Origin of the sequence: Streptomyces sp. NPDC060232, from assembly GCF_042726555.1 — a bacterium.
Taxonomy (GTDB): domain Bacteria; phylum Actinomycetota; class Actinomycetes; order Streptomycetales; family Streptomycetaceae; genus Streptomyces.
On the sequence record NZ_JBHXAG010000002.1, the window covers coordinates 409770 to 423766 of the forward strand.

Here is a 13997-nt window from a genome sequence, read left to right on the forward strand (position 1 = left end):
CCGGGGAGGGCATACGTGCCCGCCCCGGCCCGTCGTCGTCTGAACAGGAGAGGCACAGACAGTGGAGCTGGTAGTCGCGCGGATCGGCCGCGCCCACGGCATCAAGGGTGAGGTCACCGTCGAGGTGCGCACGGACGAGCCGGAACTGCGGCTCAGCCCCGGCGCCGTGCTGCGCACCGAACCGGCTTCGGTCGGCCCGCTGACCATCGAGACGGGCCGGGTGCACAGCGGCCGGCTGATGCTGCGCTTCGCCGGCGTCAAGGACCGCACCGCGGCGGAGTCGCTGCGCAACACCCTCCTCATCGCCGACGTGGACCCGGCGGAGCTGCCCGAGGAGGAGGACGAGTACTACGACCACCAGCTGATGGACCTGGACGTGGTGCTCGCGGACGGCACCGAGATCGGCCGGATCACCGAGATCTCCCACCTTCCCTCGCAGGACCTCTTCATCGTCGAGCGCCCCGACGGCACCGAGGTGATGATCCCCTTCGTCGAGGAGATCGTCGCCGAGATCGACCTGGAGGAGCAGCGCTGCGTCATCACGCCGCCGCCCGGTCTGATCGACGACCGCGCCGAGATCGTCTCCACCCGGGACGCCGAGGCCGAGGGCGACGCCTGATGCGTCTCGACGTCGTCACGATCTTCCCCGAGTACCTGGAACCGCTGAACGTCTCCCTCGTCGGCAAGGCCCGCGCCCGCGGCCAGCTCGACGTCCACGTCCACGACCTGCGGGACTGGACCCACGACCGGCACAACACGGTCGACGACACCCCCTACGGCGGCGGTCCCGGCATGGTCATGAAGACCGGGCCGTGGGGCGAGGCGCTGGACGAGGCGCTGGCCGACGGCTACGAGGCGGGCGCGCACGGCCCCGTCATGGTGGTCCCCACGCCCAGCGGCCGGCCGTTCACCCAGGAACTGGCCGTCGAACTCTCCGAGCGGCCCTGGCTGATCTTCACGCCCGCCCGCTACGAGGGCATCGACCGCCGGGTGATGGACGAGTACGCCACGCGCATGCCGGTGTACGAGGTCTCCATCGGCGACTACGTCCTGGCGGGCGGCGAGGCGGCCGTCCTGGTCGTCACCGAGGCCGTGGCGCGGCTGCTGCCCGGCGTCCTGGGCAACGCCGAGTCGCACCGGGACGACTCCTTCGCGCCCGGCGAGATGGCGAACCTGCTGGAGGGGCCCGTCTACACCAAGCCGCCGGTGTGGCGCGGCCGGGACATTCCGGAGGTGCTGCTCAGCGGCCACCACGGCAAGATCGCCCGGTGGCGCCGGGACGAGGCCTTCCGCCGGACCGCGAGCAACCGCCCCGACCTGATCGAGCGCTGCGAGGCTTCCGCCTTCGACAAGAAGGACCGCGAGATCCTCTCCATCCTGGGCTGGCAGCCGTCGCCGGACGGCCGATTTTGGCGCAGGCCGCAGGCCGTGGAAGAATAGGCGGCTGCTGTGTGCTCGCCGGACGCCCCTGCCACAGGGGGACCGTCGGCCGCCGAGTGGCACGGCTCCCGAATTTTCTACGGAAACCCGCACTGGCGACCTGTGGCGTCATGCGAAGAAAGCAGACGAAGAACATGTCTCACCTGCTCGATGGCGTCAACGCCGCCGCGCTCCGCTCGGACGTCCCGGCCTTCCGCCCGGGTGACACGATCAACGTGCACGTCCGCGTGATCGAGGGCAACCGCTCCCGTATCCAGCAGTTCAAGGGTGTCGTCATCCGCCGCCAGGGCGCCGGTGTCTCCGAGACCTTCACCGTTCGCAAGGTCTCCTTCAGCGTCGGCGTGGAGCGTACCTTCCCGGTCCACTCCCCGATCTTCGAGAAGATCGAGCTCGTCACCCGCGGTGACGTGCGCCGTGCGAAGCTGTACTACCTCCGTGAGCTCCGCGGCAAGGCCGCGAAGATCAAGGAGAAGCGCGACAAGTAAGGTCGCCACCGGTGTCCGGGGGCGGCCGGATAGGCTCGCCCCCGATGGACACCGAAGCACCTCACACGCAGCGCGGTCACTCTTCCCTCCGCGAGGGGCAAGGGTGGCCGCGTTCTGCGTTCTCCAGGACCGGCGCGGCCGGGCACGGACGGCGGGCCCCCGGGCGGCAGCTGACCTGGCGTCGGGCGGGGGCGCTCGGCGTGCTCTGCACGGTCTTCCTGCTGCTGCTCAGCAACTTCGTCGTCCAGCCCTTCCTGATCCCCAGCCGCTCCATGGAGCCGACGCTCAAGGTCGGGGACCGGGTGCTGGTGAACAAGCTGGCGTACCGTTTCGGTGATCAGCCGCGCCGCGGGGACCTGGTGGTCTTCGACGGCACGGGATCCTTCGTACGCGAGCGCGCGGACGGCAACCCGGTCGGCGGCCTCGTGCACGGAGCGGCCTCGGCGCTCGGGCTCGCGGAGCCCTCCGACACCGACTTCGTGAAGCGGGTGGTGGGTGTGGGTGGTGACGACGTGGTCTGCTGCGACGCGGGCGGCCGGGTCGCGGTGAACGGCGTCCCGCTGGACGAGCCGTACCTGTACCCGGGGGACGCCCCCTCGGTGGTGCCCTTCCGGATCGTCGTGCCCCTGGGGACCCTGTGGGTGATGGGTGATCATCGTTCCCAGTCCCGGGACTCGCGGGACCACCTCGGGGAACCGGGCGGGGGGATGGTGCCGGTGGACAAAGTGATCGGGCGGGCCGACTGGATCGGCTGGCCGGTTTCGCGGTGGGGCGCCGTCGGCGGCGGCCATGGGTAGCCGCGGGCGGCCGCGGGGCCGACGGGAGCGGGAGCGCGAGCCGGAGCCGCGGGGCAGGCCTCGCGGCCGGCGGGACTGGCTCGACGAGGAGCCCGAGCCCGAGCCGGAGCCGCGCGGAAGGCCGCGGGGCCGGCGCGAGCCCGAACCGGAGCCGGAGCCGGAGCCCGTCGTGGCGGAGGGCGGCCGGGCCCAACGGCGCCGCCTGGCCCGCAAGGTCCGGCGGCGGCGCCGCACGCGCCGGGCGGGTGAGCTGCCCCTGCTCGTGGTGGTGGCGCTGTGCATAGCCCTGCTCCTCAAGACCTTCCTGGTGCAGGCCTTCTTCATCCCGTCGGGCTCCATGGAGCAGACCATCCGGATCGGCGACCGGGTCCTGGTGGACAAGCTGACCCCGTGGTTCGGCTCCAAGGTCGAGCGCGGGGACGTCGTCGTGTTCAAGGACCCGGGCGGCTGGCTCAGGGGCGAGTCGGCCCGGCAGGCCCCGGACCCGATCGTGGTCAAGCAGATCAAGCAGGCCCTGACCTTCATCGGCCTGCTTCCCTCGTCCGACGAACAGGACCTGATCAAGCGCGTCATCGGCGTCGGCGGTGACACCGTCAAGTGCTGCGATGCCAAGGGCCGGGTCACCGTCAACGGCTCGCCGCTCGACGAGCCGTACGTGAAGCCGGGAAACACCCCCTCCGACATCCCCTTCGAGGTGGAGGTGCCGGCCGGACGGCTGTTCGTGATGGGCGACCATCGGGCGAATTCGTCCGATTCCCGCTTCCACCTCGACGAGGCCTTCGAGGGCACCATCGACGAGAACGGGGTCGTGGGGGAGGCCGTGGTGATCGCCTGGCCGTTCGGACACTGGACCCGTCTGGAACAGCCGGCGACCTTCCGCATGGTGCCCGATCAGGCACGCCGTGCGGGACGCGGCCCCAGGCGGCGCCGCTCGGGCGCGCCGTTCGCATAGTGTGTCCTGGGTCTCCCGAGCCTTAGGGAACTCCCGCTCGTTAAGGGAGGGGAGGACCCGTGTCCGGTTCGGTACGGGCGGTGATCGTGAGTGAGGAGTGGATGTGGGGGACGTGGCGGTAGGCGCACGGTCCGGACGCGACGAGGGCGAGGAGCGGCCGGACGACGCCGTCGCGCGCGAGGCCGAGGAGGACGGCGCTCTGGAGAAGCCGCACCGCTCCTTCTGGAAGGAGCTCCCGCTCCTCATCGGCATTGCCCTGCTGCTGGCCCTGCTGATCAAGACCTTCCTGGTCCAGGCGTTCTCGATCCCCTCGGACTCGATGCAGGACACCCTGCAGCGCGGGGACCGGGTGCTGGTCGACAAGCTCACCCCGTGGTTCGGCTCCGAGCCGGAGCGCGGCGAGGTCGTGGTCTTCCACGACCCCGCCAACTGGCTGTCGGGCGAGCCCACGCCGGAGCCGAACATCGCGCAGAAGGTCCTCAGCTGGATCGGCCTGATGCCGTCCGCCGAGGAGAAGGACCTGATCAAGCGGACCATCGCCATCGGCGGTGACACGGTCGAGTGCAAGAAGGGGGGACCGGTCGTCGTCAACGGCAAGGCGCTCGACGAGCCGTACGTCTACCCCGGCAACACCGCGTGCGACGACCACCCCTTCGGCCCGCTCAAGGTGCCCGAGGGCAAGATCTGGGTGATGGGCGACCACCGCCAGAACTCCCAGGACTCCCGTTACCACATGGAGGACTCCACGCAGGGCTTCGTGCCGGTGGACAAGGTCGTCGGGCGGGCCGTCGTGATCGCGTGGCCGGTGAACCGCTGGTCCACGCTGCCGGTCCCGGACACCTTCGACCAGCCGGGCATCGGCAACCAGGCCGCGGCCACCGCGCTCGGTCTCGGCGCCGCCGGACTGGCACCGGTCGGGCTCGGCCCGGGCGCGCTGGGGCTCGCCGGAGCGGTCCCGCTCGTCATGTGGCGCCGCCGGAAGCTGACCAGCGGCCGTACCGACGGGTAGGGTGCCGCCCAGGTCGACGATCCCGATGTGGGGGCGCTGGAATGGGCGGAACAGAAGCGATACGCAGTGGCAAGGATGGCCGCGGCGGTCTCGGCAACGTGTTGTCGGGAATCGTCGTGGCCATCGGTTTTGCGCTCTTCCTCGGCGGCTTCGTGTGGGGGGCGCTGGTCTACCAGCCCTACACGGTCCCGACGGACTCGATGATGCCGACGGTGCGGCCCGGCGACCGGCTGCTGGCCCAGCGCATCGACGGCGGTGAGGTGCGCCGCGGGGACGTGGTCGTCTTTACTGATTCCATGTGGAGCGATTCGCCCATGGTCAAGCGGGTGGTCGGCGTCGGCGGCGACACCGTCAAGTGCTGCGGCGCGGGCGGCGAGCTGACCGTGAACGGCGTCCCGCTGGACGAACCCTACGCCGACACCAGTCGGCCGGACTCGGGCCTGGACATGCCGCCCGGGCAGGCCCCGCCGCCCGGGACCCCCTTCGAGGTGACGGTCCCCGAGGAGAACCTCTTCCTGCTCGGCGACCGGCGTGCCGCCTCGCTTGACTCGCGGTCCCACCTCCAGGAGGCCGGTCAGGGCACCGTGCCGCGCTCCGCCGTCAGTGCCCGCGTCGACGCCCTGGCCTGGCCTTCCATGACGATGCTGGAACGGCCGCGGACGTACGCCGCCCTGCCCGGCGGGACCTCGGGGCACGGGCCGCTGCGGCTCCAGGTGGCGGCCGTGGCCGCCGGAGCCGCCCTCGTAGTGCTGGGAGCCGCGTACGGGCCCCTCGCGCGGGCCCTGGGACGGGGGCGGCGGGAGCGGGCCGGTGTCGCCTGACCCGGCGGGTGAGCGCCGCCCCCGCCAGGTGTCCCGGGTGATCCTGCTCGACCCGGCGGACCGGATCCTGCTGCTGCACGGTTTCGAACCGGCCGACCCCTCGGACGACTGGTGGTTCACACCGGGCGGCGGACTGGAGGGGACGGAGACCCGGCAGCAGGCCGCGCTGCGCGAGCTGGCCGAGGAGACCGGGATCACCGAGGTGGAGCTGGGGCCTGTGCTGTGGCACCGCTTCTGCTCCTTCCCCTTCGACGGCCGGCGCTGGGAGCAGGACGAGTGGTACTTCCTGGCCCGGACCAGCCGGACCGCGACCTGCATGGGCGGGCTGACCGAGCTGGAGCGGCGCAGCGTCACCGGAGCCAGGTGGTGGACCTCCGAGGAACTTCTCACGGCACATGAGACGGTGTACCCGACCAGACTCGCCGAGCTGCTCCGCACGCTGCTCGACGATGGTCCTCCGGGTGCCCCGGTGGTCCTGGCCCCGGAAATCGTTTAGGGGCGCACGGCGCTGGCGCACAATAGGGGGACGCACGGCTGAAGGGGAACATGCCATGAGTGCCGAGGACCTCGAAAAGTACGAGACCGAGATGGAGCTGAAGCTCTATCGGGAGTACCGCGACGTCGTCGGGCTGTTCAAGTACGTGATCGAGACCGAACGCCGTTTCTACCTCACCAACGACTACGAGATGCAGGTGCACTCGGTCCAGGGGGAGGTCTTCTTCGAGGTCTCCATGGCCGATGCCTGGGTCTGGGACATGTACCGGCCGGCCCGCTTCGTCAAGCAGGTCCGGGTGCTGACCTTCAAGGACGTGAACATCGAGGAGCTCAACAAGAGCGACCTCGAAATGCCCGGCAGCTGATCGCCTCACCCGGGAGGGTGACGGGTCCGTCCACAGCGGCCGGGTTGTCCACCAAGATCCACAGGGTGGGCCGGGACGCGGGACCGTCGGTGCCGGAGGTGGTGCCGGATGGACGCGAAGAGCGTGGCACGGCAGGCGATGGGGCGGTACGGCGAGGAGCTCGCGGCACGGCGGCTGACCGAGGCCGGGATGACCGTGATCGCGCGGAACTGGCGGTGCCGCGGCGGAGAGATCGACATCGTCGCGCGCGACGGGGACGCCCTCGTCGTGTGCGAGGTCAAGACCCGTCGCACGGGTGACTTCGAGCACCCGATGGCGGCCGTACGGACCGCGAAGGCAGATCGGCTGAGGCGCCTCGCCGGGCGCTGGCTCGCCGATCACGGCGGACCACCGCCGGGCGGGGTCCGTATCGACCTCGTGGGAGTCCTGCTGCCGCGGCGCGGCGCACCCCTGGTGGAACACGTCAGGGGGGTGGCCTGATGGGGTTCGCGCGAGCCTGCTCCGTGGCCCTGGTGGGCGTCGACGGCGTGGTGGTCGAGGTCCAGGCCGACCTGGAGCCCGGAGTCGCGGCCTTCACCCTGGTGGGGCTGCCGGACAAGACCCTCGTCGAGAGCCGGGACCGGGTGCGTGCGGCCGTGGTCAACTCGGGGGCGGCCTGGCCGCAGAAGAAGCTCACGGTCGGGCTGAGCCCGGCCTCCGTACCGAAGTCCGGCGCCGGATTCGACCTGGCCGTCGCGGCGGCCGTGCTCGGGGCGGCCGAGGTGGTCGACCCGGCGGCCATCGCCGACCTCGTGCTGATCGGCGAGCTGGGGCTGGACGGGCGGGTGCGTCCGGTCCGGGGGATCCTGCCGGCCGTCCTCGCCGCGGCCGAGGCCGGCTACCGGCAGGTGGTCGTGCCCCGGCAGTGCGCCGCCGAGGCCGCGCTCGTCCCGGACGTCTCGGTGCTCGGCGTGCGCAGCCTGCGCCAGCTGATCGCCGTCCTGACCGACGGGGAGGTGCCCGAGGAGGAGCCCGGGGACCCGCCGGGCCGACCGGACCCGATGCTGGCCGGACTGCTCGTCCCGGGCGCGGGCCTGGGGACAGGGCTCGCTCCGGGCCGCCCGGGCGGGGACTGCGCCGACTTTCCCGACCTGGCGGACGTGGCCGGGCAGCACACGGCGCGCCGCGCCCTCGAAGTGGCCGCCGCCGGAGGCCACCACCTGTTCCTCAGCGGGCCGCCGGGCGCCGGCAAGACGATGCTGGCCGAGCGGCTGCCCTGGATCCTGCCGCCGCTCACCCGCCAGGACTCCGTGGAGGTCACCGCGGTCCACTCGGTCGCGGGAATCCTTCCGCCCGGCGAACCCCTGGTCTCCCGGCCGCCGTACTGCGCCCCGCACCACTCGGCGACCATGCAGTCCCTGGTGGGCGGCGGGACCGGGGTGCCCCGGCCCGGAGCGGTCTCCCTCGCCCATCGAGGAGTGCTCTTCCTGGACGAGGCCGCGGAGTTCCACAGCCGGGCGCTGGACGCGCTGCGCCAGCCCCTGGAATCGGGGCACGTGGTCATCGCCCGCGCCGCCGGGGTGGTGCGGCTGCCCGCCAGGTTCCTGATGGTCCTCGCCGCGAACCCCTGCCCGTGCGGACGGCACACCCTGCACGGCGCGGGATGCGAATGCCCGCCCTCGGTGATCCGGCGCTACCAGGCCAGACTGTCCGGGCCGCTGCTGGACCGGGTCGACCTGAGGGTGGAGGCCGAGCCCGTGACCCGCGGCGACCTGCTGGGCCGCGGCGGCCGGGGGGAGCCCACCGCGGTGGTCGCCGACCGGGTGCGGGAGGCCCGGGAGCGCGCCGGGGCCCGGCTCGCCGGGACGGCCTGGCGGCTCAACTCCGAAGTACCGGGACAGGAACTGAGGACCCGTTGGCAGGCGGCACCGGGGGCGCTGGCACTGGCCGAGCGTGAACTGGAGCGGGGGCTGCTCACCGCGCGCGGGCTGGACCGGGTCCTGCGGGTCGCCTGGACCGTCGCCGACCTGAGGGGGCGGGACCGGCCCGAGGCGCTGGACGTGGCCGTTGCGCTGGAGCTGCGGACCGGCATCGCCCGCGGAGCCATGTCGGTGCCGGGGGCCGGGACATGACCGGCGCACAGGACGAGGAGATGCTGGCGCGGGCGGCGCTGACACGGGTGCTGGAGCCCGGGGACGCGCACGGCGGGCGCTGGATCCGGGAGCACGGCGCCACGGGGCTGTTGAGACTGCTGACCGACCCGGAGGAGCCATGGCGGACTCCGCCCGGGGTCGGGCCGGAGCGGCTCGCCGCCTACCGCAGACGGGCGGCGCTGGCCGACCCCCGGCGCGACCTCGAACTGGCCGCCGGTTCGGGAGGCCGGTTCGTCTTCCCCGGGTCGGCGCAGTGGCCGACGCAGCTGGACGACCTCGGCGACGAACGGCCCGTCGGGCTCTGGCTGCGGGGCCGGCCCAACCTGCGTACGTGGGCGCTGCGTTCGGTCGCCGTGGTCGGGGCCCGGGCCTGCACCCCGTACGGCGCGCACATGGCGCAGACGCTGGCCGCCGGGCTCGCCGAGCGGGGCTGGGTCGTGGTCTCCGGCGCGGCCTTCGGGATTGACGGGGCCGCACACAGAGGGGCCCTCGCCTCCGCCGGGGCGACCGTGGCGGTGCTCGCCTGCGGGGTGGACGTCGCCTATCCCCGCGGTCACGCCGGGCTGCTCGGCCGGATCGCCGGCCAGGGACTCGTCGTCGGGGAGCTGCCGCCGGGCAGCCACCCCACGCCCAGCCGGTTCGTCCTGCGCAACCGGGTCATCGCCGCCCTCACCCGCGGCACCGTCGTCGTGGAGGCCGCCCACCGCAGCGGCTCCCTGGTCACCGCCCGGCGCGCCCAGCGGCTCGGACGGTTCACGATGGGCGTCCCCGGGCCCGCCACCAGCGGGCTCTCGGGCGGCGTGCACGAACTGCTGAGGGGCGAGGCCGTGCTGGTCACCGACGCGGCGGAAGTGGTCGAACTCGTCGGCTCCATGGGGGAGCTGGCCCCCGAGCGGCGCGGCCCCGTGCTCGCCCGCGACCTGCTGGACCGCGACACGGCCCGCGTGCTCGAAGCCCTGCCTGCCGGACGCCCGGTGACCGCGGCCGACCTGGCACTTGCCTCCGGCATCGGCACCGATGAAGTCATCGGCAGACTGTACGAACTTCACTCTCTGGGGTTCGTCGAACGGCAGGGCGACGGCTGGCAGTTGAGCGGATGGGCGGACGGAGGGGGCATACAAACCCGGGCCGCCCGGCGAGGCGGTCGTTGACCTGGGGAGTTCCGGTGGAAGAGTGAAAGCGATGAGAGACGCGGTCCTCCCGGTGGCAGTCGCCGGGACCGTGCGCCAGGCGCCGGTCCCGGGTCGCCCGCGCGAGCCGGGGCGCCCCTCGGCCCCCGCGCCATCCCGTACTCTTCGCGCACCGCGACACTCTCGTCACGCTACGCTCCCAAGGAATCCGGCTCCGGCAAAGGCGAAGCATGCCCCAACACACCTCAGGGTCCGACCGCGCTGCGGTGCCTCCCGCTGCCCGCGGCGGCGTGCGGTCCACCGCGCCCTCGTCCCTGGAGGGGCTGTGGCGCTCGTACAAGGACTCGGGTGACGAACGGCTGCGGGAGCAGCTGATCCTGCACTACTCGCCGCTGGTGAAGTACGTGGCCGGCCGGGTCAGCGTGGGCCTGCCACCCAACGTGGAGCAGGCCGACTTCGTCTCCTCCGGGGTCTTCGGGCTGATCGACGCCATCGAGAAGTTCGACATCGACCGCTCGATCAAGTTCGAGACCTACGCGATCACCCGGATCCGCGGCGCGATGATCGACGAACTGCGGGCGCTGGACTGGATCCCCCGCTCGGTCCGGCAGAAGGCGCGCGCCGTGGAGCGGGCCTACGCCACGCTGGAGGCCCAGCTGCGGCGCACCCCGACGGAGACCGAGGTCGCCGGCGAGATGGGGATCGGGGTGGAGGACCTCCACGCCGTCTTCAGCCAGTTGTCGCTGGCGAACGTCGTCGCCCTGGAGGAGCTGCTGCACGTCGGCGGCGACGGCGGCGACCGCCTCTCGCTGATGGACACGCTGGAGGACACCGCCGCCGACAACCCGGTGGAGGTGGCGGAGGACCGCGAACTGCGGCGCCTGCTGGCACGGGCCATCAACACGCTGCCGGAACGCGAGAAGACCGTCGTCACCCTCTACTACTACGAGGGCCTCACCCTCGCCGAGATCGGCAACGTACTGGGCGTCACCGAGAGCCGGGTCAGCCAGATCCACACCAAGGCCGTGCTGCAACTGCGCGCGAAGTTGGCGGATGTGGGGCGGTGAGCTTGCGGTACCTCCGTAGAGTGGACGTGTGCCCAGGATTCGAGCGGCCTCCGTGGCCGAGCACCGGTCGATGCAGCGCGGCGCCCTCTTGGACGCCGCGCGTTCCCTGCTGTCCGAAGGCGGTACGGAGGCACTGACCTTCCCCGCCCTGGCGGAGCGGACCGGACTCGCCCGGTCCTCCGTGTACGAGTACTTCCGCTCCCGCGCGGCCGTGGTCGAAGAGCTGTGCGCCGTGGACTTCCCCGTGTGGGCCGCCGAGATCGAGGCGGCGATGGAGCGGGCCGAATCGCCTGAGGCGAAGGTCGAGGCCTACGTGCGCAGCCAGCTGGGACTGGTGGGGGACCGCAGGCACCGGGCGGTCGTGGCGATCTCTGCCGGCGAGCTGGACGCGGGGGCCCGGGAGAAGATCCGGGCCGCGCACGGCGGGCTGATCGCGATGATCGTCGAGGCGCTGGCCGCCCTCGGGCAGGAGCAGCCCAGGCTCGCCGCGATGCTCCTCCAGGGGGTCGTGGACGCCGCAGTGCGCCGCATCGAACTCGGCGCCGCGGAGGATCCCGAGGTCATCACGGAGACGGCCCTCGCCATCGCCCTGCGGGGCGTCCGGGGCTGAACGCCGTCCCGTCAGCGGTCGGCGCCCCGCTTCACACGCCGTCCGGACGCGGCTCCGGCAGCAGGCGCGGCGTGGGCCGCGCCAGGAGCGCCAGCGGGTTGAGGTACGCCTCGCCCGACAGCAGCCCCCAGTGCAGGCACGGCACCGGGCAGTGGGACCCCTCCGTGAGCACCGCCACCACCTGCCCCGCCGCCACTTCCTCGCCCTCCGCGACCAGCGGCCGGACCGGCTCGTAGGTCGTGCGCAGACCGTTCGGCAGGGCGAGCGAGAGCACTCCGCGGCCCGCGACCTGCCCGGCGTGGTGGACCCGGCCGGCGGCGACGGCCCGCAGCTCCGCCCCCACCGGGGCGGCCAGGTCCACCCCGCGGTGGCCGGCCGCGTACGGGGTAGGGGGCGGGTCCCACCAGCGCTCCACCGACAGCGGCGCGGGCAGCGGCCGGACCACGGGCGGTGCCACCGGCGGCGGCGCGGGTGATGCCGTGGGCAGGGCCGCGGGCAGCGCGGTCCGGGCCAGGACCAGGAGAAGGCCGAGCAGCAGTGTCGTCATGCGGCCCAGCGTCCCGCGGTCCCCGGCGCGGTGGGCCGGACTGTGGACGGCCCGGGCACTGTGGACAACGGCGTCACCCGGCATACCGCCGGGTCCCGTACACTTCTTGTGGCGATCCGGGTCACCGGGTCGACTTCGCACGCCCCGGCACCAGCCCGAAACGGCCAGGTGACAGCGTCTCTCGGTCCCCTCATGGGGGCAGGGCGCGGTGGGGCGTCAGGAACCAAACCGAGAAACCAAGGAGATGGCCATGGCCGTCGTCACGATGCGGGAGCTGCTGGAAAGCGGCGTCCACTTCGGTCACCAGACCCGCCGTTGGAACCCGAAGATGAAGCGCTTCATCTTCACGGAGCGCAACGGCATCTACATCATCGACCTGCTGCAGTCGCTGTCGTACATCGACCGCGCCTACGAGTTCGTGAAGGAGACCGTCGCGCACGGTGGCTCCATCATGTTCGTCGGTACCAAGAAGCAGGCCCAGGAGGCCATCGCCGAGCAGGCGACGCGTGTCGGCATGCCGTATGTCAACCAGCGCTGGCTCGGTGGCATGCTCACCAACTTCTCCACCGTCTACAAGCGCCTCCAGCGCCTGAAGGAGCTTGAGGCGATCGACTTCGAGGACGTCGCCGCCTCGGGTCTCACCAAGAAGGAGCTCCTGGTCCTCTCCCGCGAGAAGGCCAAGCTGGAGAAGACCCTCGGTGGTATCCGCGAGATGTCGAAGGTTCCCAGCGCCGTCTGGATCGTCGACACCAAGAAGGAGCACATCGCCGTCGGTGAGGCGCGCAAGCTCCACATCCCGGTCGTCGCGATCCTCGACACCAACTGCGACCCCGACGAGGTCGACTACAAGATCCCGGGCAACGACGACGCGATCCGTTCCGTCACCCTGCTCACCCGCGTGATCGCCGACGCCGTCGCCGAGGGCCTCATCGCCCGCTCCGGCGCTGCGACCGGCGACTCGAAGCCGGGCGAGAAGGCCGCCGCCGAGCCGCTCGCCGAGTGGGAGCGCGACCTGCTCGAGGGTGACAAGAAGGCCGACGACGCCGAGGCCGCCGCCGCCCCGGCCGCCGAGGCCGTCGAGGCCCCGGCCGCCGAGACCGTCGAGGCCCCGGCCGCCGACGCCGAGCAGGCCTGACCCACTGAGAGCGCCCGGCGTTCACGCGCCGGGCACTCACAGCGCGGACGATGACGGCGGGGGAGCCGCGCCACGAGCGCGGCGCCTCCGCCGTTCACCCGTAGATCTACGACTTCGAGAGAGAATCACAGACTCATGGCGAACTACACCGCCGCTGACGTCAAGAAGCTCCGCGAGCTCACCGGCGCCGGCATGCTGGACTGCAAGAACGCGCTCGTGGACGCCGACGGTGACGTCGACAAGGCCCAGGAAGCGCTCCGCATCAAGGGCCAGAAGGGCGTCGCCAAGCGCGAGGGCCGTTCTGCCGAGAACGGCGCCGTCGTCTCCCTCATCGCCGACGACAACACCTCCGGTGTCCTCGTCGAGCTGAAGTGCGAGACCGACTTCGTCGCCAAGGGCGAGAAGTTCCTGGCCGTCGCCAACGAGCTGGCCGCGCACGTCGCCGCCACCTCCCCGGCCGACATCGAGGCGCTGCTCGCGTCCGAGATCAAGCCCGGTCAGACCGTCACCGCTTTCGTCGACGAGGCCAACGCCAACCTCGGCGAGAAGATCGTCCTGGACCGCTTCGCGCAGTTCACCGGCGGCTACGTGACCGCGTACATGCACCGCACGATGCCCGACCTGCCGTACCAGATCGGCGTCCTGGTCGAGCTCGACAAGGAGAACGCCGAGGTCGCCCGCGGCGTCGCGCAGCACATCGCCGCGTTCGCCCCGCAGTGGCTGTCCGCCGAGGACGTCCCGGCCGAGAAGGTCGAGTCCGAGCGCCGCATCGCCGAAGAGGTCACCCGCGCGGAGGGCAAGCCCGAGGCTGCCATCGCCAAGATCGTCGAGGGTCGCGTCAACGGCTTCTTCAAGGACGCCACGCTGCTCGGCCAGGCCTACGCCCTGGACAACAAGAAGTCCGTCCAGAAGGTTCTGGACGAGGCCGGTGTCACCCTGAAGCGCTTCACCCGCATCAAGGTCGGCATCTGAGTCCGTCCGTACGCGACGGACACCGGACCCCGGTAGGGTC

17 protein-coding genes are annotated in these 13997 nt (G+C 72.1%); 16 read left to right on the forward strand and 1 reads right to left on the reverse strand.

All coding sequences use genetic code 11. From position 1 onward, the window contains the following. Positions 1-61: 61 nt before the first annotated feature. The 14 genes from rimM (at position 62) to ACFWFZ_RS05705 (ending at position 11303) form a co-directional block, all read left to right on the forward strand. Positions 62-619: a ribosome maturation factor RimM gene (gene rimM, locus ACFWFZ_RS05640; RefSeq protein ID WP_387117044.1), complete on the forward strand. Its 558-nt coding sequence runs from the start codon at positions 62-64 to the stop codon at positions 617-619. Beyond that, positions 619-1440, forward strand: coding sequence for a tRNA (guanosine(37)-N1)-methyltransferase TrmD (gene trmD, locus ACFWFZ_RS05645; protein WP_386188618.1), 822 nt, complete (start codon positions 619-621; stop codon positions 1438-1440). The genes rimM and trmD overlap by 1 nt, the downstream gene beginning before the upstream one ends. A 134-nt stretch (positions 1441-1574) precedes the next feature. Beyond that, a complete protein-coding gene (gene rplS / locus ACFWFZ_RS05650; protein WP_030823745.1) occupies positions 1575-1925 on the forward strand; it encodes a 50S ribosomal protein L19 in 351 nt (116 codons plus the stop codon). A 44-nt stretch (positions 1926-1969) separates the two neighbouring features. Beyond that, on the forward strand, positions 1970-2722 hold the full coding sequence (lepB, locus tag ACFWFZ_RS05655; RefSeq protein ID WP_387117048.1) for a signal peptidase I: 753 nt from the start codon (positions 1970-1972) through the stop codon (positions 2720-2722). Further along, complete coding sequence (gene lepB, locus ACFWFZ_RS05660) at positions 2715-3674, forward strand: signal peptidase I (protein WP_387117051.1); 960 nt, start codon at positions 2715-2717, stop codon at positions 3672-3674. Before lepB (ACFWFZ_RS05655) ends, lepB (ACFWFZ_RS05660) begins: the two co-directional genes overlap by 8 nt. A 112-nt stretch (positions 3675-3786) precedes the next feature. After that, positions 3787-4683, forward strand: a complete 897-nt coding sequence (gene lepB / locus ACFWFZ_RS05665; protein WP_387117054.1) for a signal peptidase I — start codon at positions 3787-3789, stop codon at positions 4681-4683. Between the two features lie 41 nt (positions 4684-4724). Beyond that, on the forward strand, positions 4725-5504 hold the full coding sequence (gene lepB, locus ACFWFZ_RS05670; protein ID WP_387117056.1) for a signal peptidase I: 780 nt from the start codon (positions 4725-4727) through the stop codon (positions 5502-5504). Continuing rightward, positions 5494-6000: an NUDIX hydrolase gene (locus tag ACFWFZ_RS05675; protein ID WP_387117060.1), complete on the forward strand. Its 507-nt coding sequence runs from the start codon at positions 5494-5496 to the stop codon at positions 5998-6000. The genes lepB (ACFWFZ_RS05670) and ACFWFZ_RS05675 overlap by 11 nt, the downstream gene beginning before the upstream one ends. A gap of 55 nt (positions 6001-6055) precedes the next feature. Next, positions 6056-6364: a DUF2469 domain-containing protein gene (locus ACFWFZ_RS05680; protein ID WP_217234657.1), complete on the forward strand. Its 309-nt coding sequence runs from the start codon at positions 6056-6058 to the stop codon at positions 6362-6364. 108 nt (positions 6365-6472) lie between these two features. After that, positions 6473-6844 (forward strand): YraN family protein, encoded by a 372-nt coding sequence (locus tag ACFWFZ_RS05685; protein ID WP_326478163.1) that lies wholly within the window; start codon positions 6473-6475, stop codon positions 6842-6844. After that, positions 6844-8475 (forward strand): YifB family Mg chelatase-like AAA ATPase, encoded by a 1632-nt coding sequence (locus ACFWFZ_RS05690; RefSeq protein WP_387117064.1) that lies wholly within the window; start codon positions 6844-6846, stop codon positions 8473-8475. The genes ACFWFZ_RS05685 and ACFWFZ_RS05690 overlap by 1 nt, the downstream gene beginning before the upstream one ends. Then, positions 8472-9647 (forward strand): DNA-processing protein DprA, encoded by a 1176-nt coding sequence (gene dprA / locus ACFWFZ_RS05695; RefSeq protein WP_387117067.1) that lies wholly within the window; start codon positions 8472-8474, stop codon positions 9645-9647. Before ACFWFZ_RS05690 ends, dprA begins: the two co-directional genes overlap by 4 nt. A gap of 209 nt (positions 9648-9856) precedes the next feature. Further along, a complete protein-coding gene (whiG, locus tag ACFWFZ_RS05700) occupies positions 9857-10693 on the forward strand; it encodes an RNA polymerase sigma factor WhiG (protein WP_387117070.1) in 837 nt (278 codons plus the stop codon). Positions 10694-10763: 70 nt separating this feature from the next. After that, positions 10764-11303: a TetR/AcrR family transcriptional regulator gene (locus tag ACFWFZ_RS05705; RefSeq protein WP_387117344.1), complete on the forward strand. Its 540-nt coding sequence runs from the start codon at positions 10764-10766 to the stop codon at positions 11301-11303. Between the two features lie 31 nt (positions 11304-11334). On the opposite strand, the gene ACFWFZ_RS05710 is transcribed toward ACFWFZ_RS05705, so the two are convergent. Then, complete coding sequence (locus ACFWFZ_RS05710; protein WP_387117072.1) at positions 11335-11850, reverse strand: M23 family metallopeptidase; 516 nt, start codon at positions 11848-11850, stop codon at positions 11335-11337. Between the two features lie 250 nt (positions 11851-12100). Here ACFWFZ_RS05710 and rpsB point away from each other — a divergent pair, with 250 nt between their 5' ends. Continuing rightward, positions 12101-12985 (forward strand): 30S ribosomal protein S2, encoded by an 885-nt coding sequence (gene rpsB, locus ACFWFZ_RS05715; protein WP_387117075.1) that lies wholly within the window; start codon positions 12101-12103, stop codon positions 12983-12985. 135 nt (positions 12986-13120) lie between these two features. Then, positions 13121-13957 (forward strand): translation elongation factor Ts, encoded by an 837-nt coding sequence (gene tsf / locus ACFWFZ_RS05720; RefSeq protein WP_387117078.1) that lies wholly within the window; start codon positions 13121-13123, stop codon positions 13955-13957. Positions 13958-13997 lie beyond the last annotated feature (40 nt).

Coding starts and splice junctions, on each gene's coding strand:
- trmD (WP_386188618.1), top strand. CDS start 619: ATGCGTCTCGACGTCGTCACGATCTTCCCCGAGTACCTGGAACCGCTG.
- rplS (WP_030823745.1), top strand. CDS start 1,575: ATGTCTCACCTGCTCGATGGCGTCAACGCCGCCGCGCTCCGCTCGGAC.
- lepB (WP_387117048.1), top strand. CDS start 1,970: ATGGACACCGAAGCACCTCACACGCAGCGCGGTCACTCTTCCCTCCGC.
- lepB (WP_387117051.1), top strand. CDS start 2,715: ATGGGTAGCCGCGGGCGGCCGCGGGGCCGACGGGAGCGGGAGCGCGAG.
- lepB (WP_387117056.1), top strand. CDS start 4,725: ATGGGCGGAACAGAAGCGATACGCAGTGGCAAGGATGGCCGCGGCGGT.
- ACFWFZ_RS05680 (WP_217234657.1), top strand. CDS start 6,056: ATGAGTGCCGAGGACCTCGAAAAGTACGAGACCGAGATGGAGCTGAAG.
- ACFWFZ_RS05685 (WP_326478163.1), top strand. CDS start 6,473: ATGGACGCGAAGAGCGTGGCACGGCAGGCGATGGGGCGGTACGGCGAG.
- ACFWFZ_RS05690 (WP_387117064.1), top strand. CDS start 6,844: ATGGGGTTCGCGCGAGCCTGCTCCGTGGCCCTGGTGGGCGTCGACGGC.
- dprA (WP_387117067.1), top strand. CDS start 8,472: ATGACCGGCGCACAGGACGAGGAGATGCTGGCGCGGGCGGCGCTGACA.
- whiG (WP_387117070.1), top strand. CDS start 9,857: ATGCCCCAACACACCTCAGGGTCCGACCGCGCTGCGGTGCCTCCCGCT.
- ACFWFZ_RS05705 (WP_387117344.1), top strand. CDS start 10,764: ATGCAGCGCGGCGCCCTCTTGGACGCCGCGCGTTCCCTGCTGTCCGAA.
- ACFWFZ_RS05710 (WP_387117072.1), bottom strand. CDS start 11,850: ATGACGACACTGCTGCTCGGCCTTCTCCTGGTCCTGGCCCGGACCGCG.
- rpsB (WP_387117075.1), top strand. CDS start 12,101: ATGGCCGTCGTCACGATGCGGGAGCTGCTGGAAAGCGGCGTCCACTTC.
- tsf (WP_387117078.1), top strand. CDS start 13,121: ATGGCGAACTACACCGCCGCTGACGTCAAGAAGCTCCGCGAGCTCACC.